At 56.4% G+C, this 24,952-nt stretch carries 18 protein-coding genes and 2 pseudogenes; 8 read left to right on the top strand and 12 right to left on the bottom strand.

Annotation, left to right across the window (positions count from 1 at the left end; genetic code table 11):
• Positions 1–166: 166 nt before the first annotated feature.
• On the bottom strand, positions 167–646 hold the full coding sequence (locus H2515_RS06000) for a rhodanese-like domain-containing protein (protein WP_049786906.1): 480 nt from the start codon (positions 644–646) through the stop codon (positions 167–169).
• 640 nt (positions 647–1,286) lie between these two features.
• Here H2515_RS06000 and H2515_RS05995 point away from each other — a divergent pair.
• The 4 genes and pseudogenes from H2515_RS05995 (at position 1,287) to H2515_RS05980 (ending at position 5,258) form a co-directional block, all read left to right on the top strand.
• A pseudogene (locus H2515_RS05995) lies at positions 1,287–2,991 on the top strand (IS1634 family transposase).
• A gap of 445 nt (positions 2,992–3,436) precedes the next feature.
• On the top strand, positions 3,437–4,582 hold the full coding sequence (gene dinB, locus H2515_RS05990; protein WP_198661177.1) for a DNA polymerase IV: 1,146 nt from the start codon (positions 3,437–3,439) through the stop codon (positions 4,580–4,582).
• 291 nt (positions 4,583–4,873) lie between these two features.
• Positions 4,874–5,053, top strand: a pseudogene (locus H2515_RS05985) (IS110 family transposase); the annotation flags it as partial.
• Between the two features lie 58 nt (positions 5,054–5,111).
• The gene (locus H2515_RS05980) at positions 5,112–5,258 is read left to right on the top strand and encodes a hypothetical protein (RefSeq protein ID WP_172804417.1); all 147 of its coding nucleotides are present in this window, start codon (positions 5,112–5,114) and stop codon (positions 5,256–5,258) included.
• A gap of 231 nt (positions 5,259–5,489) precedes the next feature.
• On the opposite strand, the gene H2515_RS05975 is transcribed toward H2515_RS05980, so the two are convergent.
• Positions 5,490–7,772: an FdhF/YdeP family oxidoreductase gene (locus H2515_RS05975; RefSeq protein WP_065412457.1), complete on the bottom strand. Its 2,283-nt coding sequence runs from the start codon at positions 7,770–7,772 to the stop codon at positions 5,490–5,492.
• A gap of 214 nt (positions 7,773–7,986) precedes the next feature.
• Here H2515_RS05975 and H2515_RS05970 point away from each other — a divergent pair, with 214 nt between their 5' ends.
• Both H2515_RS05970 and H2515_RS05965 read left to right on the top strand, forming a co-directional pair.
• Entirely contained in the window at positions 7,987–8,490 is a 504-nt protein-coding gene (locus H2515_RS05970; RefSeq protein ID WP_198661176.1) for a winged helix-turn-helix domain-containing protein, read from the top strand.
• 14 nt (positions 8,491–8,504) lie between these two features.
• Entirely contained in the window at positions 8,505–9,059 is a 555-nt protein-coding gene (locus H2515_RS05965) for an IS630 family transposase (RefSeq protein ID WP_232821578.1), read from the top strand.
• Positions 9,060–9,186: 127 nt separating this feature from the next.
• Here the strand turns inward: H2515_RS05965 and H2515_RS05960 are convergent, their stop codons facing one another.
• Positions 9,187–9,876 (bottom strand): pirin family protein, encoded by a 690-nt coding sequence (locus H2515_RS05960; protein ID WP_014029487.1) that lies wholly within the window; start codon positions 9,874–9,876, stop codon positions 9,187–9,189.
• A gap of 247 nt (positions 9,877–10,123) precedes the next feature.
• Here H2515_RS05960 and H2515_RS05955 point away from each other — a divergent pair, with 247 nt between their 5' ends.
• Positions 10,124–10,669 (top strand): transglycosylase SLT domain-containing protein, encoded by a 546-nt coding sequence (locus tag H2515_RS05955; protein WP_198661174.1) that lies wholly within the window; start codon positions 10,124–10,126, stop codon positions 10,667–10,669.
• A 23-nt stretch (positions 10,670–10,692) separates the two neighbouring features.
• On the opposite strand, the gene H2515_RS05950 is transcribed toward H2515_RS05955, so the two are convergent.
• The 3 genes from H2515_RS05950 to H2515_RS05940 form a co-directional block, all read right to left on the bottom strand.
• Positions 10,693–11,217: a hypothetical protein gene (locus H2515_RS05950; protein ID WP_035190257.1), complete on the bottom strand. Its 525-nt coding sequence runs from the start codon at positions 11,215–11,217 to the stop codon at positions 10,693–10,695.
• Positions 11,218–11,400: 183 nt separating this feature from the next.
• The gene (gene parC / locus H2515_RS05945; RefSeq protein WP_198661173.1) at positions 11,401–13,806 is read right to left on the bottom strand and encodes a DNA topoisomerase IV subunit A; all 2,406 of its coding nucleotides are present in this window, start codon (positions 13,804–13,806) and stop codon (positions 11,401–11,403) included.
• Between the two features lie 17 nt (positions 13,807–13,823).
• The gene (locus H2515_RS05940) at positions 13,824–15,794 is read right to left on the bottom strand and encodes a DNA topoisomerase IV subunit B (RefSeq protein ID WP_198661172.1); all 1,971 of its coding nucleotides are present in this window, start codon (positions 15,792–15,794) and stop codon (positions 13,824–13,826) included.
• 317 nt (positions 15,795–16,111) lie between these two features.
• Here H2515_RS05940 and H2515_RS05935 point away from each other — a divergent pair, with 317 nt between their 5' ends.
• Positions 16,112–16,948 carry a winged helix-turn-helix domain-containing protein gene (locus tag H2515_RS05935; RefSeq protein ID WP_198661171.1) on the top strand — a complete coding sequence of 279 codons (837 nt, stop codon included), beginning with the start codon at positions 16,112–16,114 and terminating at the stop codon, positions 16,946–16,948.
• Positions 16,949–16,996: 48 nt separating this feature from the next.
• On the opposite strand, the gene H2515_RS05930 is transcribed toward H2515_RS05935, so the two are convergent.
• The 6 genes from H2515_RS05930 to H2515_RS05905 form a co-directional block, all read right to left on the bottom strand.
• Complete coding sequence (locus tag H2515_RS05930) at positions 16,997–20,041, bottom strand: efflux RND transporter permease subunit (protein ID WP_198661170.1); 3,045 nt, start codon at positions 20,039–20,041, stop codon at positions 16,997–16,999.
• Positions 20,041–21,084 carry an efflux RND transporter periplasmic adaptor subunit gene (locus H2515_RS05925; RefSeq protein WP_198661169.1) on the bottom strand — a complete coding sequence of 348 codons (1,044 nt, stop codon included), beginning with the start codon at positions 21,082–21,084 and terminating at the stop codon, positions 20,041–20,043. The genes H2515_RS05930 and H2515_RS05925 overlap by 1 nt, the downstream gene beginning before the upstream one ends.
• Positions 21,085–21,092: 8 nt before the next feature.
• Positions 21,093–22,457, bottom strand: coding sequence for a TolC family protein (locus tag H2515_RS05920; protein ID WP_226837003.1), 1,365 nt, complete (start codon positions 22,455–22,457; stop codon positions 21,093–21,095).
• A gap of 69 nt (positions 22,458–22,526) precedes the next feature.
• Positions 22,527–23,840 carry a sensor histidine kinase gene (locus H2515_RS05915; protein WP_198661168.1) on the bottom strand — a complete coding sequence of 438 codons (1,314 nt, stop codon included), beginning with the start codon at positions 23,838–23,840 and terminating at the stop codon, positions 22,527–22,529.
• Positions 23,837–24,499 (bottom strand): response regulator, encoded by a 663-nt coding sequence (locus H2515_RS05910; RefSeq protein ID WP_198661167.1) that lies wholly within the window; start codon positions 24,497–24,499, stop codon positions 23,837–23,839. Before H2515_RS05910 ends, H2515_RS05915 begins: the two co-directional genes overlap by 4 nt.
• Positions 24,500–24,586: 87 nt before the next feature.
• On the bottom strand, positions 24,587–24,898 hold the full coding sequence (locus H2515_RS05905) for a PepSY domain-containing protein (RefSeq protein WP_198661166.1): 312 nt from the start codon (positions 24,896–24,898) through the stop codon (positions 24,587–24,589).
• Positions 24,899–24,952 lie beyond the last annotated feature (54 nt).

Genomic DNA, 24,952 nt, shown 5'->3' with positions numbered 1-24,952 from the left:
GAGGCCACTACGTCGGTGTACGCCCGTCCGGCTCATTTACCGGCGGGCGACTGCCGGCGGTTTCAATATGGGTGCAGACAGCCACTCGCACACTGACGGTCTCACTCATTATCCCTCCTACAGCAGCAAGGGGTAACCTATTGCAAGATTGCCACTAACTCATGCATTACTGCGTTAGCTCACCGGATTTAGCCAGTGGTAGATCAGTAACCATTGCTTCCCTTATGGCGCGGTATCCCCCAACCAAAGAAAAAGCACGATTATATCCAAGCATTCTCAGCAAGCGTGCAGCATTAATGCTGCGCTTGCCGCTGTTACAAACACACACAACAATACAATCTTTGGCATTATGTAGATCGTTTATCATGGTTATAAAATTTTGGATATCTTCCATTCCAGGAGAGTCTTCATCCAGAATTTCCTGTTCCTCTTGTGTGAGCTTGTGCCCAAGAAGATGTTTAAACTTAAACAATGGGAGAGAGTATGCTCCATTTATCTCTCCTTCTATTTCAAGCTCGAACTTTTGCCTAACATCAATTAAGCACGCTACATTCAAACGGCTTAACTCCAAGGTCGCCAGAACACTTATCTCAATAAGCTCGCCCTGAATGGTTGGCGTGACTGTGGTGGTATCTTTTGTAATCATTCTTGACATAACCCCGATAAATAGGTTTGCATTCGTATTGCCCAATAATTAATAGCCTATTAGGCCTTATGCATCATTTCGTCTAGTGGTTACTGATCCCGGCTGGGCAGACAGGCTGATTTTGCTTGGTCCGCAGCCTGCTGCTTGGTTACTATTTATAAACCAAATGGTAAAGGTCATCGAAAATTCTCCGGGGATAGCCCTGTCTGCTTGGCAAGCCCCACCAGCATTCTGGGGCCAATTTCTTCCCCGTCATGAAACGCGAACACGCCATCCGTCCGATGCAAATGAGTGCGGCCAATACAAGCCTCGCCTTCAAAGAAGGTCATTAGCTCATGCCTGAGCACTTTCCATTATCTCTATGGTAATTGGGGAGGCAGGCATTTCCCCTTCGTCCAGACGATCAGCTATGGTCCTGAGTGCAAGAGCTTCAACCTTGGCCACCGCATCGTTGCGTGATGCTCAATACCACATGACGCCCCCGAGTTCGACAGTTCATCGGCAAAAATCGTCAATTTCGTAACATCGCCCCAGCATTCATAGGGGTTTCAGCGCCTATTTTCTAAAACTTCTGTGGTGGCACGTTTTATCACTTAGGCTCTTTTGTTGACATGCCTATGAACGCTGATAAAGTGGCGGCATGCATGTGAAGATCACCACCTCCGGCAGCCGCCGCTATGTCCAGCTTGTCGAGTCCTACCGGGATGATGCCGGAAAGGTCAAAAAGCGTACCGTCGCCACACTTGGGCGGCTGGATCAGGTCGACAGTCAGTTGAATGCCGTGATTCAGGGCCTGATGAAGGTCAGCGGCCAGGTGCCCACCCGGCGCCAACGATTTCTTCTCCACCATCCATCGCTTTTGAAACAGCGCGTGCTTTTGGCGATGTCTGGGCCTTGACCGAACTCTGGAAGGAGCTGGGGTTCAGCGCCCTACGTCAGGTGTTCCGCAAGACCCGCCATACGACCGATGTGGAAGCGCTGATCCGGGTGATGGTCCTCAACCGGCTCTGCGATCCCGAATCGAAACTGGGCGTACTGCGCTGGGTGGAAACCGTCGCCTTGCCGGATGTCACCGTGACAACGATTACCCACCAGCAACTCCTGCGCAGCATGGATGCCCTGATGGAGCAACAGAGTGCCGTAGATGCTGTGGTAGCCGGACTGTTGCGCCCCCTGATCGATCAGGACCTGTCCGTGGTCTTCTATGACCTCACCACGATCCGCAGTGAAGGCCTGGTCACGGTTCCCCAGGACGTCCGTCAATTCGGGATGGCCAAGGAAGGTCTGATCGCTCGCCAGTTCATGCTGGGGGTCGTGCAGACTGCAGAAGGTTTGCCGATCTACCATGAGGTCTTCGATGGCAACACCGCTGAGACCAAAACGCTGCTGCCGACCCTGGGCAAAGTGCTGGAGCGCTTTCCGACAGTGCGGCGCCTGGTGCTCATCGCGGATCGCGGGTTGTTGAGTCTGGACAATCTGGAGGCGTTGCAGGCGATCCGGCTGGCCAACGGGCAGTCGCTGGAGTTTATCCTGGCCGTACCGGGGCGGCGGTACCATGAATTTACCGATCTGCTGGATAGTTTCCAGCGGGAGTCGTGCAACACTGCCACTGAAGAAGTCATCGGTGAGCGCACCTGGAACGACCTGCGGCTGGTTATCGCCCATGATCCCATGACGGCGGCGGACCAGACCGCCAAGCGGAATGCGCGGATCGAAGCGCTGATTACTCAGGGCGACCAGTGGGCCGGCAAACTGGATGATCAGGACGACGGCAAAAGCATCGGGGACGCAAACTCTCCGACAGCGGTGCCAAGGCACGCTTCTACCATGCCGTCTGCGAGGCGCATTTATCGCGCATCATCCAAGTCGATATGGCCGCACAGCAGTTTAGCTACGACATCGACAAAAGCGCACGCACCCTGGCGGAAAAGATGGATGGCAAGCTCCTGCTCGTGAGCAATGTGCAGGACCTGTCACCGGCGGAGGTCGTGGCCCGCTATAAGTCTCTCGCCGATATCGAGCGGGGCTTCAAAGTGCTCAAATCCGAGCTGGAAATCGGCCCGGTCTACCACCGCCTGCCCGACAGGATACGGGCGCACGCAGCGATCTGCTTCATGGCGCTGATTCTGCATCGGGTCATGCGCAGTCGTTTACGTGCGAGTCACACCGGGCTGACGCCGGAACGAGCCTTGGAGCAACTCCACCGCATTCAGCATCACCGAGTTCGTCTCAATGGCGCCCCACCCGTATCCGGGGTGTCTTCCATCCAGGAATGTCAAAGCGAGGTTCTGCATGCCCTCCGGGTAAAAAAACCAGCCGCGTCTCAGCAATTGACGCTGTTGTAGTGGAGCGTTTTGAAATCGCTATTTTCAATATCAAGGAGTTGCGAGATTAACTGTCGAACTCGGGGACGCCAGACATTTCTGGTATCGCTGCTATCCAGCGGTCGTCCTCTTTCGTATCGTATTTAGCATAGAGTTTCATGGTGTCAATCTCGCCTATATTGAGGGAAGTGCCATACTGCCACCATGGCCTTATCTTCCGCCAACATGCTGTGATGAGAAAATCATAATGCAATTCAGTCGGCCAAGCTACCCGTTACGCGATCGGCACCTGAATGCCTGTTGAACAGAGATCTTACAACCCAATGACCGCAATCAGTCTTTAACTGCCCACCATTTCTCCGCAATCTACAGATTTCCATCGTCCAGCAGCAAGCACCTTCATCGCTCATCGTCCCCTCCCCGAGCCGGTTCCTGCTAGAATCTGAGCAGTTGAGGAGACTGTCCATTGCCGGATCCACATTCAGAACACGGTGCCAAACTCCGCAAGATCATCCACGTGGACATGGATGCCTTCTTTGCGGCGGTGGAGCAACGGGACCAGCCCGAGCTGCGCGGTCAGCCCGTCATCGTCGGCGGCGATCCTGGCGATCCTGGCGGTCGGGGCGTCGTGGCGACCTGTAGCTATGAGGCCCGCCGTTTTGGCATTCACTCTGCCATGACGGCAGCCCGTGCCCGGTCGCTCTGTCCCCAGGCGATTTTTCTCCGCCCGCGCATGGAGGCCTATCGGGAGGTCTCCCGTCAGGTCATGGGAATCCTGCGGTGCTATACGCCCCTCGTGGAACCCCTGTCGCTGGACGAGGCGTTTCTGGACGTGAGCGCGGCCACCGCCGATGGGGTCCTGGCCGTCCAGATCGCCCGGGAGATCCGGGCGCGCATCGAGAGGGAAACGGGGTTGACCGCTTCGGCGGGGGTGTCCTACAACAAGTTGCTTGCCAAGCTCGCCTCCGACTGGCGCAAGCCCAACGGACTCTTTGTGGTTCCACCCGAACACGGGTTGGCCTTTCTGGCGCCACTCTCCGTTGGCAAACTCCACGGCGTGGGCCCGGCCACCGTGAAAAAGCTGTTATCGATGGAGATTCATACGGTCCTGGATCTCCGGAATGCGTCACGGGAGGCATTGATCGCGCAGTTCGGCAAGGCTGGCCTCTGGTTCTATGAGATCGCCAGAGGAATCGACAGACGCCCCGTTCAACCGAGCCACCAGCGGAAATCCGTGGGCACCGAGCGCACCTTCCCGAAGAATCTGGCAGACCCGCAGGTCATGCTGGCCACCCTGCAGCAGATGGCGGGACAGGTGTCCGCCCGTCTCCAGGCGCTGGGGCTGGCGGGGCGTACCGTGAGCATCAAGGCACGCTTCCCGGATTTCGCGACGGTCACCCGGGCGCATACCGACGCGCAGACGATCTGGCGCACGGAAGCCATCTCTGCCTGCTTGCCTGGCCTATTGGCCAAGGCCATCCCTGCCGGGTTGCCGGTGCACGCATCTGTCCGGTTGCTGGGGGTGGCCGTGAGCGGCCTGGTCAATGTCGAGGCGGTTCCGCCGGATACTGGCCAGATGAACCTGCTAGAGGATGCCGTCGACCTTCGGTGAAATGACGTTTCAGGAATAGGCGGAATAGTCGGTAAGGCAGCCCAATCGGACACTCGAATGCATCATTGACGGGTTTATGGCGGGTGCCTATGCCTAAACCTATGTCGAAAGGGAGCGTAGTAATCGGCCCTGGGTGCCGCAAATCGCGCCGAAGAAACACGCTGTGACTCTGTTTAATGGCAAAGTATAAGCGTGGCACTGCAGAAGGCCGAAGAGACAATGGTGCCTTTTATATCGCGGTGCCTGCGGATCGTGATGACGAACCGGTACGGGAGTTTGCCAGTTTCACCGCTCTTCGAACTGCTGGAATCGCGCGGATTCACCGTGCTGCTGGTCAATGCGCGCCATGTCAAGAACGTTTCTGGACGTAAATCCGACGTGCTGGATTGTCAGTGGCTCCAGCAGCTCATGAGTTACGGACTGCTCCGTGGAGCATTTCGTCCAGACAATGCGATTTGCGTATTACGCGCGCATGGACAAACCCAAAGCGGTGACTGCGGCGGCACATAAGTTGGCTCGGTTGATTTACATGATGCTCACCAAAGGTGAGGAATATACCGACCAGGGTCAGGACTACTACGAGGAGCGCTACCGAGAACGGGTGCTACGGCAACTGGCTCAACGCGCTGAAAAGATGGGCATGAGACTGGTTCCCGGTGAAACCGTCGTTTCGTAACTGTAACATATTCAAGACCATAAAAAGTGTTTCTTGAGAGGTTTTATGTCGCTGGACGCGGCAATCATCAAATACGCCAAGGTGGGTCTGACCGTGATGCGGCCCGATGTCCATTTCCCTTCTGCCTCTGTTCATCTCCAGGGTCGCGGCCGGCTTTCCTTCTCCCGCTGATTAAAGTATTCACCCAATAATTGTTGACCTGCTATTGTCATACCAAAACCCACATATATGCTAACGTCGTATACGAACCGGCACGCCCTTTGAAGCGGGTGTTTTTGACATCTCGTCATGATACCAGAGAGGAACAAGAGGATTCATTTCTGGATAATACCCGCCAAGGGCGCCACGCGGCAAGTTGAAGGGCGTAATCTTTAAGCCGCCAACTTCACGTATCACATCATCACCTGCATCGCTCAACAAACTCACCACATCACCTTCATTCAAACCTTCCTGTTCCATATCTTCTGGGCTGATCAGAAGAATTTCACGGGAGCCTTCAAGGCCACGTAGGCGATCACTGAAGCCATAAATTGTGGTGTTAAACTGGTCGTTAGAGCGCATTGTGATCAAGTGATATCGACCCGGTGCTACACCAACTCCCAATGCAGATAAAACCGATGGGCAGGTAAATTCGGCCTTTTTGCTGCTGGTTTTCCAGACACGTTCATGGGCAGTATTTCCCCTGTAAAAACCACCAGCCTGAAATATGCGTTGATTATAATCCTTAAAATCGTCAGGGTACGTCAATTCAATCAATTCACGCACCTTACCGTAGTCAGATGTCCATGCATCCCAGCACCATTTAGGATGATCAGGTAAGGTTGCCTTGGCTATACCCGTGATGATGGCAAGCTCTGAGAGTAGATGTGGACTGGCAGGTTTAACTTTTCCAATAGAGCCGTGTATGTGACTAAAGCTATCTTCTATAGTTACTGCCTGAGGAACATTTTCTTGGCAATCTTCCTCGGCGCGCACAAGGCATGGTAGTAGCCAAGAATTACGTCCATGAATGAGATGGCTTCGGTTCAACTTGGTTGCAATATATACCGTAATAGATTGATTTGTCCATGCTTGTTCCATGGTGTTCCGTTCCGGAATGGCGCGTACAAAATTACCGCCAAGACTGATAAAGCCATGTACTTCATTCTGAAGAATACCATGGCAGACATCTACCGTGGTTAGGCCATGATCCCTAGGAGGTTCAAAGTCAAAAAGTTCAGCGAGACGATCCAATGGTACAAGATCTGGTTTTTCAGAGATGCCTACTGTACGCTGCCCCTGCACATTGGAGTGGCCACGAACGGGCGAAATTCCGGCACCTAAACGACCAATATTACCTCTGAGTAAAAGGAGGTTAATCAGCATACCGACGCCCTGAGAACCATGTACATGCTGAGTAAGACCCATACCGTACACTCCAATTACGCGTTCTGCTGCAATATACACTTCAGCAGCGGCTTCCAGATCGGCACGCAGCAATCCTGAGTACATTTCAATATCTGACCAACTGGTTTCACGTGCTTGTTGCGCAAATTCGTTAAAATCATGACAGTGTTGTTCGAGGAATTTCACATCAAGAATACTATCGAGCGCCTCTTTTCTGAGAGTATCATCTACGGAAATTACATGTTTACATAAGCCCATTATTGCAGAAATATCCCCACCAGGTTTAACCTGTAGATACATATGAGCCAGATCTGTGCCTCGTCCAGTAAGCATCTCCAGAGGGTCCTGTGGGTTTAAAAACTCGATTAATCCTTTCTCTTTTACTGGATTAAATACAATAATTTTGCAGCCCCTTTTAACTGCCTCTTGTAGTGGATGTAGAAACCGTCCGCTATTTGTACCAGGATTCTGTCCGAAATAGAAAATTGCATCACAGTGATCGAAATCTTCCATCACACAACTGCCAACAGCTGTACCAATAACCTTCTTGAGGCTAACTGAAGTCGTCTCATGACACATGTTGGAGCTATCAGGTAAGTTGTTGTTGCCATAAAAACGTGCAAAAAGGCCATAAAGATAAGCGGCTTCGAGAGCCGCCTTACCTGAGGTATAAAATATTACAGTTTTCGGATCTAGCTCGTTGAGCTCTGCTGCAATTCCAGTAAAGGCATCTTCCCAGCTGCAAGGTATATAGTTGTCGGTGCTAGGATCATAGTGCATTGGTTCTGTGAGGCGACCTTGAATCTCCAGGTCATAATCCTGCCATTGCAGAAGTTCCGTAACGGTATGCTGGGCAAAAAAATCAGGCTTGCATCGATCTTCAGTCAAATCCCAAATGGTTGACTTGGCACCATTTTCGCAAAACTCAAACTTATGTGGATGCTTCGGGCGGCCCCATGAACATGAAGTGCACATGTATCCTTCAGGCTTATTCTGACGCATCAACGTTTGAACAACGCCGCGCGTTGGATGCTCACGAGAAAAAATACTCGCTATACCCCGCATCGAACCCCAGCCACCAGAAGGTAATGCATATTCCTTCGGTTTAATCTTTTTTCCGTTAGCCATGATGGCACCTCCAAGACGTCACAGAAGAAGAACCTATTTAAAACCTTGTCACAAAATAATCAGCATTGCAAACAAAGCTGAAGTTTAGACATGCAGCCTCCTCGCCAGCCCTCTGGGTGGCGTTGTGGCTCGGTAAATTTGGGTCAGAAGTGACTCATTCCAATTTGCGTTATAAGCAGTGATAATATGCCATGCTTTTCAGGGGGGTCATGGCATGGCACGTCCGGCAGGTGGCGTAGAGCATGTGGTGGCGGCACGAGAGTTGTTGCGCAGCGCGAAGACCGCTGAAGAACTGAGGCGGGCACAGGCGGTGCTGTTGCCCCTGAATTTGGGATTGAGCCTGGAGCAGACGGCGCGGGCCATCGGACGCTCCGTGAATACCACTTGTGCGATTCGCACGCGTTTTGCGAAGGTTGCCGAAGGGGTTATGGCGCCGCCCCAGGCGAAGACCGCATTGCGCAACCATGCATTGGCTGATCTGGAACGCGAGGCCAGCATTCTCGACGAAGTATTGGCCGACGCACAAAAGGGCGGCATCGTCGTGATTCCTCAACTCAAGCCGCTGATTGAGGAGAAGGTGGAAAAACCCATGGCGCTTTCGACGGTCTATCGCATGTTGGCACGCCACGGTTGGCGGAAGCTCGCTCCCGATACCTACCATCCACAGGGCGATGCGGAACGCCGGGAAGTCTGGAAAAAAAACTGCCCGAAGCCATAGCCGAAGTCTTGGCGATGTTTCCGACCTCCCGCCCTTTGCGCGTAATGTACCAGGACGAAGCGCGCTTTGGGCGGATCAGCGACACCCGTTACTGCTGGGCCAAGAAGCCGACGCGCCCCGAAGTGAAAGGCATGCTGATCTACCAATACACTTATGCCTATGCGGCCGTATCACCCCAGGACGGACGTATGGACTCCCTGGTTCTGCCAGAAGTCAGCGGCAGGTGCATGCAGATTTTCCTCGACGAGGTTGCCCAGCGTTATCCCGGTGATAACATCGTCATGATGGTCGATGGTGCCGGTTGGCACAAAAGTAACGATCTCAAGCTGCCAGAAAATCTACGCTTGCTCTTTTTGCCACCCTATTCGCCGGAACTGAATCCTCAAGAGCACCGATGGGACGCGTTGCGGGAGAAGTATTTTCACAACCGGGCCTTTGACAGTCTGGGGGCGCTGGAAGACCAGTTGGTCGCCGGCCTTCGTGCCCTTGAGGTGGACCATGCGCGGGTGAAATCCATCGCCGGATGGGAGTACATAATTAACTCTATTTCTAATGCGATTTGGAATTAGAGCTGGAAGTGGAAAATCAACGGCTCCGGAAGGAATTGGCACAAATGCGCATGGAACGGGATATTGTAAAAAACCGCTGCGTACTTTGCCAGGAAATCGCATAAAATCGACACGCCATGGACGCCATTTATGGCAGATCAAACAACAACAACTCCGCCGATTGTGTCGCTATCACCGACAAGCCCTCGGACCCGGAGATTGCATCTCCAGCACTGAGCAGAAGGTCTCCGACTTGCACTACACCTTGCACCACATGTAAATACAGACGCCGCGCGGTTGTCGGCTGATAGCCAAGCTCTGCACCCTGATCCAGTATGCTGGCATACAGCCGAAAATTCTGGTGCACCACTAACGCATCTTCGCGATCAGGGGCCACCAAAAGGCACCAGCAATTCAGCTTCGCGACGTCGGCAAAATGCCGCTGATCATAACTGGGTGGTAGAGCGTTTTGTGGAGGCAGTACCCATATTTGCAGCAGATGCACCGGCGTATCTACCGAGGGATTCCATTCGCTATGCCGCACGCCCGTTCCTGCACACATATACTGAACATCACCAGCGCGGATAACGCTGCCATTACCCATACTGTCCCGATGCTCCAGAGCGCCACTGAGGATATAGGTGATGATTTCCATATCCTTATGCGGATGCATAGGAAAACCAGACTGGGGGGCAACCACATCTTCGTTGATCACCCGCAATGGCCCGAAACTGACCGCTTCCGGATTATAATATTCGCCAAAAGAAAAGCTATGCGCGCTTTTCAGCCACTTCGCCCCGGTTCTGCCGCGCTCTTCCGCGCGATGTATCAGCCACATAATGTCAAGCTCCTGCTTCTATCCCGGGTTGCCCATGATGTTCAACGCACCCAGTAAACTGCATGAAGTTCCCTATGTAAAGTAGGTACGATTGAGTAACCATTGCGCCCTGAAAATCCGCGGTACACAGAGAAAAGTACATCGACACTCCGTTCAAAAAGTTGCCATACCAGAGAAATACGAGTATAAACAATGGCCCTTATGGAAACTCGGTTATTTTGATTTGAAAAAACTCCTAGTGGCCACTATGACGGCCGGCCTAAGCTTCTTTTTTATTAGTGCTCCACAACCCCTCCAGCGCACCCTTCCACGCCTCCCCGTAAAGATGGCGATGCCTGTGCTGCATGCCTTGGAGCCTATCCGGGACGTAAGCACAGCCACTTCGCAAGCTATAGCAACACCCGCGCCGCGCCGCGCATGGCGGCTTCTCGCCGGCATTTACAGCGCCGATGTGCTCTATGCCGCCAAACAGACCGGCCTTTCCCGCAAACTCATCGCCGCGGTTGTGCATGTGGAGACCCGCGGCCGAAACCTGGTCAGCAGCGCCGGTGCCATTGGTCCCATGCAGCTTATGCCCACGACCGCCAGTAAAGCATTGCACGTCGATCCCTGGCAGCCACGTGCCAATATTATCGGCGGTGCCCTCTATCTGCGCCGCCTGCTGACACGCTTCCACGGTCAACTGCGCCTGGCGCTGGAGGCTTATAATGCAGGACCTACAGCGGTGGCAGAGGGGGTCATTCCAATCCCTGCAGTTACCTACGCAAAACAGGTGATGGCGCTGGCTGCCTGATGTCATTGCGCTGAATCACGCGGTTAACGTGTCGCTCGGACATAGCGGGCAATGCTTTGCCGGGCCATCACTTTGCCGATCAGGTCGTCGTAATCGAGAACACGCGCCCTGGCCCAGGCATCGGCATGGCGGGCGTACAGTGTGGTCGTCGCAGAAGTATACAGCGTGCGAAACTGCCAGACCGCCATCCAAAAACAGGCCGTAGCCACACCCGCATCCATCAGCTCGGGGATCAGTGGCAACACCACTTTCATCAAGACTATGTCCAGGATGAAGCAGAGTAACAGCGCAGCAACCCCTATCCGCCAGCGCTTAGTTCGCTTGGGGGCCGAGACGCGTCCTAATTCGCGGGCGAGCAAGGCACGTTGGGAGTCCACAGACTGTTGCGCCAAAGCAGGAGAAATCAGCACAGCACCGGTAATGGGATCGTGCAGACCACCAGCATCATCTGCGAACGTGCTATAGAATACCGGAGTGTGTTCGTCTCCCAGACTATTGCGTAGGCTGGTGAGTTGCGCATCGCGGCGCAGCATATCTTTGATAAACATTACGGCTCCTCAGAGGGTGTGTCGGCAAGCAATATCCGACCTTTGCACTGCGGCTACTGCAAAATGCGTTCCTTACGTCACTACCATTCAGAGGGTAGGACACCGCAATCATCGCCCTTTTTTGGTGCGGCAGCACATCATACGAGTGCGCTTGCACCAAAAAGACGCGCTACCATAAAAGACTCAACGCGCCATCCTGCCCCGCCCTCCCCGTCGACCACGGCAAGCTTCCATGCGATTTTTCCGCAACCCGCGCGGCAAGGGTTGGCCTTCGCTATATACCGACAGGGATTGCAGGGTGGCCGACGCAGCCAGGGTGATCAGTTTGACACCTTTACCCTTGGGCAGATTTTTGACCTCTGCCAGCGGGAATAGCAGGCCATACCCATCGGAAGACAAGCAGAGGGTTTCGGCCTGAAGGTCGGTGACCGGCACCAACGGCAACGGCCGCTCATCCGCGTTCAAGGTTAAAAATGCCTTGCCCGCCCGGTTCCGGCCGGTCATATTTTCCAGTACTGCCAGGAATCCATAGCCACCGGTTCCAGCCACCAACCACAGGCTGTCGCTGGCTCCGCAGGCTACCGACGTTAGCCCGGCGCTGCACTGAAAGTCCACCTGACTGGAGGCCGGAATGCCGTCACCGCGCCCACCGGGTATTTGCGCGACCGCGATAGAGTAAGCTCGCCCGGCGCTATCCAGCAAGGCCAGCGTATCCACCGATCGCACCTCGAAGGCTTGCAGCAAGGCATCGCCTTCCTTGAATCCCAGAGCCGCCGTATCCAGTCCGTAACCGGAGCGAGTACGCAGCCAGCCCTTTTGCGAGACGATCACCGTGACCGGTTCGTCCGTGACGGCAGCAGCGATGGTCTGGATGGATTTGTTCGTGATCGCTGCATCAACTTCTAGCAGAGTGCGACGATCATCACCGAATTTCTGGGCATCGGCGGTGATTTCTTCTGCAATCAGGGCGCGCAACTGCGATTCATTGCGCAGCAGTGCGCCAAGGTAATCGGCGGTTTCCCGCTTGTCGTCCAGTTCTTTTTCCAGCTCAATACCAGCCAGACGCGCCAGTTGCCGCAGGCGAATTTCCAGGATGTCTTCTGCCTGAATCTCGCTGAGATTGAAGTGCGCCATGAGGTCGGCCCTGGGGTCGTCGGACTCGCGGATCACACGGATTACCGCGTCAATATCCAGCAGCACCCGTAAACGGCCCTCGAGAATATGGATGCGCGCCAGGGCCTTATCGAGGCGGAACTGGCTGCGCCGTCGTACGGTAGTCACCCGATAGCGCACCCACTGCCGCAATATCCTGGTGAGCGGCATACACGGTGCTTTGCCATCCAGATCCAGTACCGTGAGATTCACCGATTGGTTGGATTCCAGCGAGGTGCGGGCCAGCAAGTAGGTCATCAGACTCTGCGGGTCTTGGTTGCGCGAGCGCGGTTCGATGACGATCCGCACGGCGTGGGCCTTGCCCGACTCGTCGCGCACAGTATCCATCTGGGAAAGCATGGCGCTTTTCGTCGTCTGCTGCTCCGGAGTGAGCGCCTTTTTCTTACCCTCTCCTCTGGCCTGTGGGTTGGAAAGGGTTTCTATCTCCGCGAGGATTTGTGCGGTGGACACCCCTGGCGGCAGTTGCTGTACCGCGATACGCCACTCCCCGCGCGCCAGTTTTTCGACCTCCCAGCGGGCACGCACCCGGATACTGCCACGCCCCGACAGATAGGCCTCGCGGATTTGCTGAGGCGGCGAAATAATCTGGCCACCGCCAGGAAAGTCGGGGCCGGGAATCTGGAGCAGAATCTCGTCATCGGCCATATCCGGACGCAACACCAATTCCGCACAGACCTGCGCCAATTCACGCAAATTGTGGGGCGGAATTTCCGTGGCCATGCCGACCGCAATGCCGGAGGCCCCATTCATCAGTAGGAAAGGTAAGCGGGCGGGCAAGGTGACGGGCTCTTCCAGGGTACCGTCATAGTTGCTGCGGAAATCGACCGTACCCTCATCTATTTCTGCCAGCAGCAATTCAGAGATGGGCGTCAGATTGGCTTCGGTGTAGCGCATGGCGGCGGCCGAATCGCCGTCCAGAGAGCCGAAGTTGCCCTGACCATCCACCACAGGGTAGCGCAGGGTAAAATGTTGGGCCATACGCACCATGGCGTCATACACCGAGGTGTCACCATGGGGGTGCCATTTGCCGATCACCTCGCCCACCACCCGGGCGGACTTTACATGCTTAGGGGAGCGTTGCAGCCCCATGTCGCGCATGGCGTAGAGAATTCGCCGTTGCACCGGCTTCTGGCCATCGGCCAGCGCCGGGATCGCCCGCCCGGTTACCACGCTCATGGCGTAGGCGAGGTAAGCACGCGCGGCATATTCCGCGAGCGGCGGCTCGGGAGCTTCGCTAGAGTCCGAAGCACCATCCCCGGCTGGCGGAGGCGGTGATGCTGGCGCGGCAGCGGATAATGCAGCGACCGTCTGCACCGCTTCGGGTGACACCAGCGCCGGAGCGTTACCGGTGACCGCCCCGGTTTCCGGGGAGTGCGCATTACCGATGAGATCGAAAAGATCCCGGGTGTTAGTCATGCCTGAAAGCCCTCGCCTTAAATATCAATGTCTGCTGACCAACCATCCCGCTCCATCCATTCGCGGCGCCCGGCGGCCGATTGCTTGGCCATCAGCAGACTGAAACGTGCATGCAGAGCAGCCTGATCAGCAGCGGCCATCGACAACGGGACCAGGGAACGCGTATCAGGGCACATGGCGGTTTCCCAGAGCTGATCCGGATTCATCTCACCCAAGCCCTTGAAACGCTGCACCGAGATGGCACTTTCCTTGACGCCTTCGGTGCGCAGACGATCTATTGCCGCGTCCCGCTCGGCTTCGGCTTCGCAGTAGATTTTGCGGGCCCGGCCGCGCCAGGTGGTGTCCACCCGGTATAAAGGTGGTTTGACTACGAAAACATGCCCCCGCTGGAGCAGAGCCGGGAAGTGCCGGAGGAATAAGGTCAGAATCAGCACCTGAATATGGCTGCCGTCCACATCGGCATCGGACAGGATCATGATTTTGCCGTAGCGCAGTCCCGCCAGCACCCGATCCGGGTCCGCCTGAAAACTGTGGGCCTCGATGCCGAGGGCCACCGCCATATTGTGGACTTCCTGGTTTTTGAAGATCTGGTCCGCATCCACTTCCCAGGTGTTGAGCACTTTGCCGCGCAACGGCAGCAAGGCCTGATATTCCTTATCGCGCGCCGCCTTGGCCGAACCGCCGGCAGAGTCTCCTTCAACCAGAAACAACTCATTGCGCTGAATATCCTCACTTTCACAATCCGTCAACTTGCCGGGAAGTGTCGCCAGGCCAGAGCCCTTCTTACGCTCGATCTTTTGCGCGGCACGGGTACGGGCCTGGGCATTCTGGATCGCCAACTCGGCGATCGCCTTCCCCGCACCCGGATGACTGTTGAGCCAGAGTTCGAGCGGATCACGCACGGTCTGCGCCATCAACTTATGGGCATCGCGGCTGGTGAGTTTATCTTTGGTCTGCCCCTGAAACTGCGGATCAAGCACCCGGGCGGAGAGCACCAGCGCCATCTTGCCGGTAACATCATCCTGTACCAGTTTGAGCTTGGCGGGGACGAGGCTGTGGTGCTCCATAAAACTGCGCACGGCCTCAAAGACCCCGGCCCGGAAACCCGACTCGTGGGTACCGCCGTTCAATGTCGGGATCAGATTGACGTAAGTTTCCGGGTTGGGCATCGCGTTGCCACTCCAGCACAAGGCCCAGGCGGCGCCCTCCCCTTTGGCGAAACCATTAGTGTCTCCGTCCTGATAAGAGGCCCCCGAAAAAATCGGGGTGGCCAGTTCGAGATCAGCGACGATTTCTGCGAGATATTCCGCCAGACCTTCGCTGTACTTCCAGACTACGGGTTCCAGCTCCGGCAGGGTAAAGGTCACTTGCAGGCCGGGGAGGAGAATGGCCTTGGCGCGCAGGAGATGGGTAAGCTCCCGGACATTGATTTTAGCCGAGTCGAAATACTGCCCGTTCGGCCATACCTGAACTCGCGTGCCATGGGTGCGCTGGCCACAATCTTCCAGCCGGGTCAGCGGCTCACTGACATCTCCCTGGGTAAACGCTAACCGATAGCGACCATTCCCTGTTCCCTGAGGATCGCGGGTTTTGATCTCGACTTCCACCCTTTGCGATAAGGCATTAGTGACCGCAACGCCCACCCCGTGCAAACCGCCCGAAAAGCGATACGCCGACTCCCCGCCCATTTTGTCAAACTTGCCGCCCGCATGCAGGGTTGTGAAGGCCAGCTCGGCGGCCGGGCGGGATTCGCCGGGTGGTATGCCCACTGGGATACCTCGGCCATTATCTTCGACGATCACCGAACCGTCATGACAGACGGTGACGTCGATGCGTGTCGCCTGTCCGGCCAGCGCCTCGTCAGCGGCATTGTCGATCACTTCCTGAATGATGTGGGTCGGGCAGGTCGTTCGTGTGTACATCCCCGGACGTAACTTGACCGGCTCCAGCCCCTTGAGGACGGTAAATTGCTCGGCGCTATAGCTCAAATGGCGGTTCCCTTCTGCCTTCTCTTTCCATCATAAAGCTGAATGGGTCAAATTGGCAGCCCTGCGACCACTATTTTGCAGCCACCTTCGCATCCTCGTAGCACCTCGGGGTTTTCAGGGCTGTGCTAACACGCGCTGCCGCTTCGTTGGCAATCGTCATCTTAGTGTCACAAAACTGACATGATAGTGTCACATTAGGAAGTTACCATAAATAATGGATAGTCCGACACTGCCAACCAGCCGTTGGTGATCATAGCCTGACGATCCGTCGTTATGAATATGAATAATCCAGCGATAACCAGTGTGGAGTCATTCTAATGTTCAATATTCTCTTAGGTAACATCTATCTACAACACGTCCATGCAGTAGTTATGGAGACCCTAGCATGGCTGCATCTGCCAACATGTATTCACACCCCTCCGGAAGAGCGCAGAATTTTTCTGATTGCGCCCAACGCACACCAGTCAGGTCCGCAGGAGGTCGAATACGCTCTGGTAAAAAATGGCTACCGCGTGCAGAGGATCACCTCCCAGCAAGATGTAGAAAAACTCTCAGAAGGTGTCGAAATATACCACGTTGTAGTATATGGATGGCCAGATAATTCCCGGGAACATCTCCGGTTCCTGCGGGATATCTGTCATAAAACAGCGCCCTTTCTGGTCATAGGAGATAGTACAGAAGCAGACAGCGGATCGATAGCGGTCGCCGCGATTGAAGCGGGAGCCGCCGCCTTTATTCCGTGGGCTCTCGGGGAAGGGCTCCTGATGGCCCATCTCCGCAGACTTGCTGACGAGATGACTATCCGCCGCATGGAACTGGCAAAGTTACCAGGGCAGATTCAATTAGATCCCCGCTCTCGCAGAGTTTCGATATTCGGCCATGAACTTTATCTGCCAAAACAACTTTTCCGGCTCTTTGAATATATGGTGACACACCCCGATGAAGCGATATCTTATCACCAGCTTCTACAAGTCCTCGCAGAGGGAAAAAAGATATATATCGCACCGAATACGCTGGTAGTAAAAATTTACCGATTACGGAGGATACTGGAGGATACGGGGGTACACAGATGGTTGGAGACGATTCCCGGCTTTGGTTATCGCTTCTGTCCGCCGAAGCATGTTACCCGCCTGGTTGAACAGTCAACGCAGTAAAAGCGTAGTAAAGCCATATGACACCCATATATCATTTCCATGAATAAATTATGACTTTTCTAGGGACGAGCGCGCCATGCGTCGGCTAAAGGCCTCCAGAGCGGCATAAATGCCCGGCATTACCACCAGAACCAGGGGCAACTCCGCCAGCAATCCAGAGATAATGGCAATGGCCAGTGGGGCCTGCATTTCCGCCCCGGCTCCCAGGCCCAGTGCCAGGGGCATCAGAGCCAGTATGGCGATAATGGCCGTCATCAGAACCGGTCGCAGACGCGTCCTTCCCGCCCTGACGAGTTCAGCGACGTCGCTATTCTGCGCCTCGGCAAAGAAAAAAATAGCGGTTTCGGTAACGATCCCGACAATCATGGTGATACCGATCATCGCCGTAATGTTGCGTTGCGTTCCGGTGATCCAGAGGCCGATAAAAACACTACCGAGGGCAAGCAACGCCGTCGCCAGAATGCTGAGGACGATGGTGAAGCGCTCATAGAGAAAAAGCAGCAGAACCGCCACCAGCAAAATGGCGGCGAGCAGGACCAGCGCCAGCTCGTGCATGGCCTTCTGCTGTTCCCGGTAGAGACCACCATATTGCAGATATACCCCATGGGGCAAAGACAGATGGGCCAGCCGGGCTTTCACCACGCCCATAACCGTACCCATGGCCCGCCCCTCAATGCGTGCCGTGACGGCAACCATCGGCTTCAGATTTTCGGCTTGCAATTCCGCCTGTCCGGCCTTGATCTGAATCCGCGCGACCTGTTCCAGGGCCAGATAATGGCCATCCGGCGCGACAATGGGTAATCGCCGCAAACGGCGGATTTCATTCCAGCGATCATGGGGCGCCCGGACCCGCACCCCGACCATCTCCTGCCCCTGGGGAATCAGGCTGACCACCCTGCCTTCCATCAGGCTCTGTAACTGCGTGGTGACCTGCCCCGGCGTCATTCCCGCCAGGGCAGCCTTGACCGGATCCACATGAATATCCACCGCATCCCCGGCAATGGTGACTCCGTCAAAAACTTCCACCACACCCGGCACCGTCTTGATACGCTTGGCCACTTGTGCGGCGACTTTTCCCAGCGTCCGGGAGTCCGCGCCGAACACCTTGATTTCGACGGGCTGTGGTACGGCGGTAAGATCACCGATCAGATCCTCCATCAACTGTCCGGTTTCTACCCGCAGACCGGGCACCTGCATGTTGATTTGGTCGCGGACACTCTGCATCACCTGCCAGATGCTGCGGTTGCGGTGGGCTTTCAGACGAATGAAGAAGTCACCCGCATTGGCCTCGATGATGCCACCGCCAAGCTGCAGCCCGGTACGTCGAGAATAACTCGCCACTTCTGGCGTCTTCGCCAAAATCTGTTGCACCTGCTCCAGCAGGCGGTCGGTTTCGGCGAGGGAAGTGCCGGGAGCGGCCTTGTAGTCGAGAACGAAGCCCCCCTCGTCCATAGAGGGCATAAAACCGCTGCCCACCTGGGTATAGGACCAGCCCCCAAGGGCCAGAAAAGCGCACAAAATAGGCACTAGCAGTATGGGGCGTCGCAAAAGTTTCTCCAACACCTGGCCATAATGCAAACTGGTCCAGCCCAGGAGGCGACCCGGCCGCTCGGCCCTTTCGGCATCCCGGCTGGTCAGCAGGGCATCCGCCAGAATGGGAACCGCCAGATAGGCGACCAGAAAGGAAATAATCAGCGCGGCGGAGATGGAGATAGCCAGTGCCTGGAAAAAAGCCCCGGTCACCCCGGACAAAAAGGCCAGCGGCGCGAAGATGACGATCGTCGCCGCCGAAGAACCCGCCAGCGGCTTACTCATTTCCAGCGCGGAATGCAGCACCGGCACGCGCTCCCCAGGGTGTTCGCTGATGCGCCGCATAATATGTTCGAGCATGACGACGGCGTCGTCCACCACCAAGCCCACCGCAGCGGCCATACCGCCCAGCGTCATAATGTTAAAACTCTGATGAAGCACATAGAGAATCAGCACACTGGCCAGCAACACGCTGGGCAGGACGATGGCAACGATGAAGGTCAGCCGCAGATTGCGGAGAAAGGCGAGGAGCACCAATGCCGCCAACCCGGCACCGATAAAAATGGCATCCCGAACACTGGATGCCGCCGCCGTGATCAATTGGCTCTGGTCATACCAGGTGCTGATTTTTACTCCGGCCGGGATACTACCGACGTTTTGCCGCAGCAAAGTACGTATGGCTTGGTCAATCGCCACCGTATTAGCTCCGAGTTGCTGCTTGACGTTAACCAACACCGCAGGCTTGCCGTTGGCGGTGACTGTGGTCCACTGGGGAACTGTGCCGGGGTGGATTTGCGCCACATCACTGAGATCCACCACGCCGTTGGCACCCGTCTTGAGGACCGTGTGGCCAATATCTTGCGCATTTTTCAGGGGGCTCTCACTGAGAATCTGGTAGAGGCGATAGTGGCGCTGAAGACGTCCCACCGCAGTAATGATATTACTATTGGCGAGGGCATGTTCTACATCAGTGAGGCTCAGGCCGTAGCTTTGCAGGCGCATGGGGTCAACGATCACCTGATATTCTGCCTGCGCACCGCCTTGAATATCCACCTGTGCTACGCCGTGGACAGCCAGCAGCAAGGGGCGCAAGTCATAGTAGGCATAATGGCGCAAGGCCACGGAATCAAGGCGATCGGAAGTCAGGGAAAGACCGAGAATGGGGAAAACCGTCGGATCCATGCGCCGGGCGCGGAAGCGGGTATTGGGCGGCAGCCTCGGGAGTGTGCGATTGACGGCCGACTCCGCCTGCAGCAGGGCCGAAGTCATGTTGGTACCCCAGGCAAACTGCACGGAGATCTCCGCCGCGCCCCGCGCCGTGGTGGAGCGAATGCGCTGGACGCCAGGCACTGCGCGCAGGGCCTGCTCCAGCGGGCGAGTGACGGCAATTTGTGTTTGCGCGATGGGCATATTGCCCGAATCTGCGGAAACCACGATGCGCGGGAAAGTGATATTGGGGAACAGGGCGACGGGCATTTTCAACGCCACCATCAATCCAGCCAGCACCAACACCACCAGCATGAAAAGCAGAGAACGGCGGTGCCGTTGCAGCCAGTCACCCATCAGGATTTCCCGGCCACACGCAGGGCCATGCCATCCCGCAGTTCATAATTACCAAGGCTGACCACCCTCTCTCCCGCCTGCAGTCCTTTGCTGACCGCAATCCAGCCTGCTTCGCGCCAGCCGGTTTCAATCCAGCGCTGCTGCGCTTTACCGTGAACATCCACAAAACAATAAGCGCGACCGCCCTGCTGTAGAACAGCGCTGTCGGGAATAGCCAAAGCTTTATGGCGCCCCAGGATGATCTCCGCCCGCACCATGGCCCCAGGCAGCAGACTGGGGGTGGCGGCCATGGGGACGACCACCTGGGTGAGACGTGTTTTGGGATCGATCTGCCAATAAATCTGCCGAATCCTGCCTGATAACGGGGACTGAGCGCCGTAAACGGGACGGAGCTGAACGCTGTCACCCACTTTTACGCGGGGTAAATCTTCCGGCTCAACCCCCAGCACAATACGCAAGGCATTGCCGGTGCTGAGGCGCAGCAAGGGTTGTCCGGCGGCAACCAGATCACCCTGATGGATGGTCACGGCTTCCACAACACCACTAATGGGTGCGCGCACCGTACCGGCTTGCAGAATCTTTAGACGCGCCTGTAGATCGTGGAGGGTGGCTTGCGCCCTGGCAAAAGTTTGCCGGGCAACCTGCACCTCCGCATTGGTCGCCAGCTGCCTGCTACGCAGGGATTCCAAACGCTGCTGGTCCGTGCGGGCAAAGCGCACACCAATCTGCGCCTGCTGCAACTGGAGCTGATCATTGATGGAAGGGACCACCCGTAGCAACGCTTCCCCCTGATGTACCCGCTGGCCGCTCGCCACCAGCACCTGACTGACCAGACTTTCCGCTTCCAGCGACAAGGTTCGCCCACCCTCTGGTGCAAATTCCACGGTACCATAAGCCCGCAAATACTCTGCCAAGGGCATCACGCGTGCGGGAGTTAACTGGACCAGGGCTGCCACCGCCGCCGTCGCTGGCAGCGCCAGTATACTGAGCCCTAGTCCCAGACCACCCCATAACCATACCGGTATCCGTCGCGTCACCGCCATTCTCCTCGTTATTGCCAAGGCAAACCTACCGCCATTTCCAGAGCCACCTGTTGTTCAGCATAAGCCTGTTTGAGGGCCAGCAATTGCAGGCTCTTGGCGAGGGCCTGACTGCGTACCGCCTCATAATCGATCAAAGTCACATTATGCTCCGCCGCCGCACTCCGCAGGCGCTGCTCGGCACTTTGCAGTTGTGGTACCTGCTGCTCCAGCGGGGTAATTTCCTGATGCAATCGGTGCAAATCGGCCACCAGGGCGGTGATTTCGGCACGGGTCTGAAAAAGGCGGGCGGTGTAGGCGGCATGTAATTGCGCACGGGTGGCTTCGGATTCGGCGATAACACCGCGATTGCGGTTCCAGAGTGGGATATCGAGATGGATGCTGGGGCCGATAGTCTGAATGTTCGAGGTGTCAGCCGCCCTGGAAAAACCGATGGTAAATCCCGGGTATTGGCCGAGAATCGCCCGGCGCACCCGCGCTTCCTGGGCTTGATAGCCCGCGCGCAGAGCCAGCAAATCCAGCCTGTGGCTATCAGCGAGAGGGACCAGTTGGGCTGCGCCGGGGAAATTTTTCAGCATTTCCGGCGCCCGCAAAGCGAGATGCATTCCTGGTGGCAACCCAATGACTTTGTTAAGATTCTGCCGCACCTTGGTCACTTGCCGACGCAGCGCCAACTGGCGGTCCTGACTATCCAGCCAGGCGATTTGCCGTAGCGCCGTGGTGGTGATAGTGGCGTCTCCCAGCCGGAGATTCTGGACCGAGGTTCGGTAGAGCTGATCCGTAGTGGCTGCGGCCTGCTGCGACACGGCCTCTTGTTCTTGCAGATAATACAGTTGCCGGGCCAGTATCCGCGCCTGGTTAGCCACCAGCCATTCCTGCCAGGCCACCTGATACTGCACCGAATGCGCTTGTGCCCGAGCAACATGCAGATCCGCAGCGCGGGTAAACAGGCTGGCCAGGCTCCAGCTCAGCCCCATGCTGTAGGCGTTATAGTAGCCAGCAGCCACATTACTGGGCAGGTCGGCGCTCAGGGCAAGCTGCGGGTCGGGCAGCAGGCCCGCCGCGAAGACCTGCGCCTTGGCGACGCCGATTTGTGCGCGCATCGCCCGCAGGTCCGGATTAAGCAGCACTGCGATCTCTCCGAGATCCTTGCCGGACAGGGGCGCGTGCAGGTTTACCGGGTGGGCACTGGCGGGATGATTGTGGCGCAGGGCGGCAGCCATTTCCCGCTCCACCTTCGCCATAGCTGGCAGATGATCGCGCAAGGGCTGTGCGTGGTAGCTGGCGCAGCCCGTCAGAAGCCACAGAGGAAGGACGATGCGTCCGTGAACCGCGACAAGGCGCCACCAGCCTGATCTCTCAAAAATCGAATACATGATCCCTGCGCTCCGTGAGGGGTGATGACGGACTATTTGTTTTAGGATGCTACCACCATGTTTTATGATTCAAGGAAACGTGACAAGGCGCTGTCGATACATAAAAACCAGCCCTTGCCGGTCGCTCCGCGAGCCGAGTGTTATGCGTCCGCCGAGTCGATCGGCAATATGACGAGCGATGGTCAGACCCAGGCCGCTACCGCCTTCCGCGCTGTCCGGCAAGCGGTAAAATGCATCAAATACTCTATGCGATTCCTCTGGAGGAATGCCCGGACCACTGTCGATGACCTCCACGACACCCTCTTCGCTAGCGCTACGGATTCGAATGGTCACCTCACCGTTTTCCGGGCTATAGCGCAGGGCATTGTCGACGGCGTTGCGTATCAGGCTATGCAGCGCCGCTTCCGTCCCCTCTACCCACACCGCGCCGTGCAGCTCCAAGCCAAAATCGAGGTTTTTCTGCTCCGCCAGCGGATATAGATCTTCCACCACCAAACGGGCGATAGCGGCAAGGTCCACCGGCTGATGCGCTGCCACTGCCGCCTGCTGGCGGGCCAGACTCAGCAACTGATCAAGCAGATGACGGGATCGCTCCAGACCGCTTTTGAGAGGCAGCAGGCGTTGTTTGCATTCGGCGAGGGATTCCGCCCGTTCCAGATTCTGCGCTTGTAGTGAGAGTGCTGTCAGCGGTGTCCGCAGTTCATGGGCGGCGTCGGCGACAAAACGGCGTTGTTGGGTCATCAACAGCCTAACCCGCTCCAGCAGGCGGTTGATGGCGCGCAGGAAGGGTGCGATTTCCTCCGGCACATCGCTTGCCGGTAAAGGCTCGGGATATTCTGCATTCTGCGCATCTGCCGCCTGGGCCAGGGCATGCACGGGTGCCAGACTGCGCAGGACCAGATAGCGGGCAAATACGATCAGCAAAGGCACTAGCAGCAAAAGTGGCAACAGGGTCCGCAGAGCGCTATCGAAAGCGGCGTCACTGCGAACATCGGTAGACTGGGCAACGGCGAGTTTTTTACCCGGCGCTACCGGACGGACAAAGACGCGCCAGTTCTGGCCACCCACGTTCACCGTGTGGAAGCCGCTGCTCAAGTGAACCGGGAGCCTGAGCAAAGCTGCGGTCGACGGCTGGGATGTCGTTAAAGCTTGCACCACAATGCGCGCATCGGGGTCCACATCCGGAGGGGTCGCAACGGGCTTTTCCACGGTCGGCCAATGTTCCGGGGGGATCAGGACCGCGATCTGCCGCAAGGACGCATCCTGGTATTCCTGCGCCTCATCAAAGGCGAGCCAGAACGACGCCAGGCCGGCCAGCAAACCCATACACACAATAGCCATGCTCAATCCGATGGACAAACGACCTTGCAGAGAACGTGTCATGGCCGGCGGACGACCATCCAACCGGCGCCACGGACATTTTTGATAACCTCCGCACCGAGTTTTTTGCGAATGCCGTGGATCAGGAAATCAATGGTGTTGCTCTCCACGGCTTCGTTCCAGCCGTATAAGCGCTCTTCGAGTTGGGCACGGCTGAGAATGGCACCGGGGCGCAGCAACAAAGCTTGCAGCAAGGCGAATTCCCGGGCAGTCAGCAGGACTTGTGCATCGCCATACTGCACTTCACGGGTGCTCAGGTTGAGTTGCAGCAATCCATTGCTGAGTACCGGGGTGGCCTGTCCGCCCTGACGGCGGATGATAGCGCGCAAGCGGGCCAGCAGTTCATCCATTGCAAAGGGTTTAACCAGATAGTCGTCGGCGCCGAGGTCCAGGCCATCGACCCGGTCCGCCAGCGCATCGCGGGCAGTGATGATGATAACGGGCAAGGTGTTGCCAGCGGCCCGAAGCTTTCTCAGCAGCGCGCGGCCGTCCAGTTTGGGTAGACCCAGATCCAGCAACACCGCCTGGTGCTCCTGGTTGCCGATGGCCCGCAAGGCGCTTTCGCCGTCCCGCACCCAATCCACGGCATAAGCCGCATCCCGCAGAGCCACCGTGATGGCTTCGCCGATCATTCGATCATCTTCAACGAGGAGAATACGCATAAGTAACCTCCAGTATATTCCCGATGGCTCCGCCCACCAAAAAGCCCCACCACCTGAGAGCGGGTAGGGCTTTTGCAAAACCAGTGATCAATCCGGATGCGTGCCTTCGGTAGAGTTCTCCAGAACGGCCCCGGTTTTAGCATCGACGCCTACCTCATGGGTGACCTGGCCGTTTTTGATGTCGAAAGAATAACGCAAACCGCTCCCACCTTTCTCCTGCTCCAGTTCTTCGTCCGTGATTTTGCCGGGGTATGCCTTCAAGGCAATAGTCCGGGCCGATTCGATAGATACCTTAGCATTGCCCGCCAGATTCTGGCCGGTGAAGGCGAAGGCACTAAGGGATACTGCGCTCAAAATTACACCCAGCACGCTAATGACCACTTTATTTGATATCCCCATGATGTCACTCCTTTCCAATATATTGAGGTCTGGTGGATGCTTGTGCTTCCACCG

It is taken from the genome of Acidithiobacillus ferrivorans, from assembly GCF_016250455.1.
GTDB lineage: Bacteria > Pseudomonadota > Gammaproteobacteria > Acidithiobacillales > Acidithiobacillaceae > Acidithiobacillus > Acidithiobacillus ferrivorans.
Note: the sequence above shows the minus strand (reverse complement) of the source record. Positions and strands in the feature narration are given on the sequence as shown.

Coding starts and splice junctions, on each gene's coding strand:
- H2515_RS05925 (WP_198661169.1), bottom strand. CDS start 21,084: ATGGCGGTGACGCGACGGATACCGGTATGGTTATGGGGTGGTCTGGGA.
- H2515_RS05935 (WP_198661171.1), top strand. CDS start 16,112: ATGTTCAATATTCTCTTAGGTAACATCTATCTACAACACGTCCATGCA.
- H2515_RS05965 (WP_232821578.1), top strand. CDS start 8,505: ATGTTTCCGACCTCCCGCCCTTTGCGCGTAATGTACCAGGACGAAGCG.
- H2515_RS05920 (WP_226837003.1), bottom strand. CDS start 22,457: ATGTATTCGATTTTTGAGAGATCAGGCTGGTGGCGCCTTGTCGCGGTT.
- H2515_RS05915 (WP_198661168.1), bottom strand. CDS start 23,840: ATGACACGTTCTCTGCAAGGTCGTTTGTCCATCGGATTGAGCATGGCT.
- H2515_RS05975 (WP_065412457.1), bottom strand. CDS start 7,772: ATGGCTAACGGAAAAAAGATTAAACCGAAGGAATATGCATTACCTTCT.
- H2515_RS05970 (WP_198661176.1), top strand. CDS start 7,987: ATGGCACGTCCGGCAGGTGGCGTAGAGCATGTGGTGGCGGCACGAGAG.
- parC (WP_198661173.1), bottom strand. CDS start 13,806: ATGACTAACACCCGGGATCTTTTCGATCTCATCGGTAATGCGCACTCC.
- H2515_RS06000 (WP_049786906.1), bottom strand. CDS start 646: ATGATTACAAAAGATACCACCACAGTCACGCCAACCATTCAGGGCGAG.
- H2515_RS05910 (WP_198661167.1), bottom strand. CDS start 24,499: ATGCGTATTCTCCTCGTTGAAGATGATCGAATGATCGGCGAAGCCATC.
- H2515_RS05955 (WP_198661174.1), top strand. CDS start 10,124: ATGACGGCCGGCCTAAGCTTCTTTTTTATTAGTGCTCCACAACCCCTC.
- H2515_RS05960 (WP_014029487.1), bottom strand. CDS start 9,876: ATGTGGCTGATACATCGCGCGGAAGAGCGCGGCAGAACCGGGGCGAAG.
- H2515_RS05930 (WP_198661170.1), bottom strand. CDS start 20,041: ATGGGTGACTGGCTGCAACGGCACCGCCGTTCTCTGCTTTTCATGCTG.
- H2515_RS05980 (WP_172804417.1), top strand. CDS start 5,112: ATGATGCTCACCAAAGGTGAGGAATATACCGACCAGGGTCAGGACTAC.
- H2515_RS05905 (WP_198661166.1), bottom strand. CDS start 24,898: ATGGGGATATCAAATAAAGTGGTCATTAGCGTGCTGGGTGTAATTTTG.
- H2515_RS05950 (WP_035190257.1), bottom strand. CDS start 11,217: ATGTTTATCAAAGATATGCTGCGCCGCGATGCGCAACTCACCAGCCTA.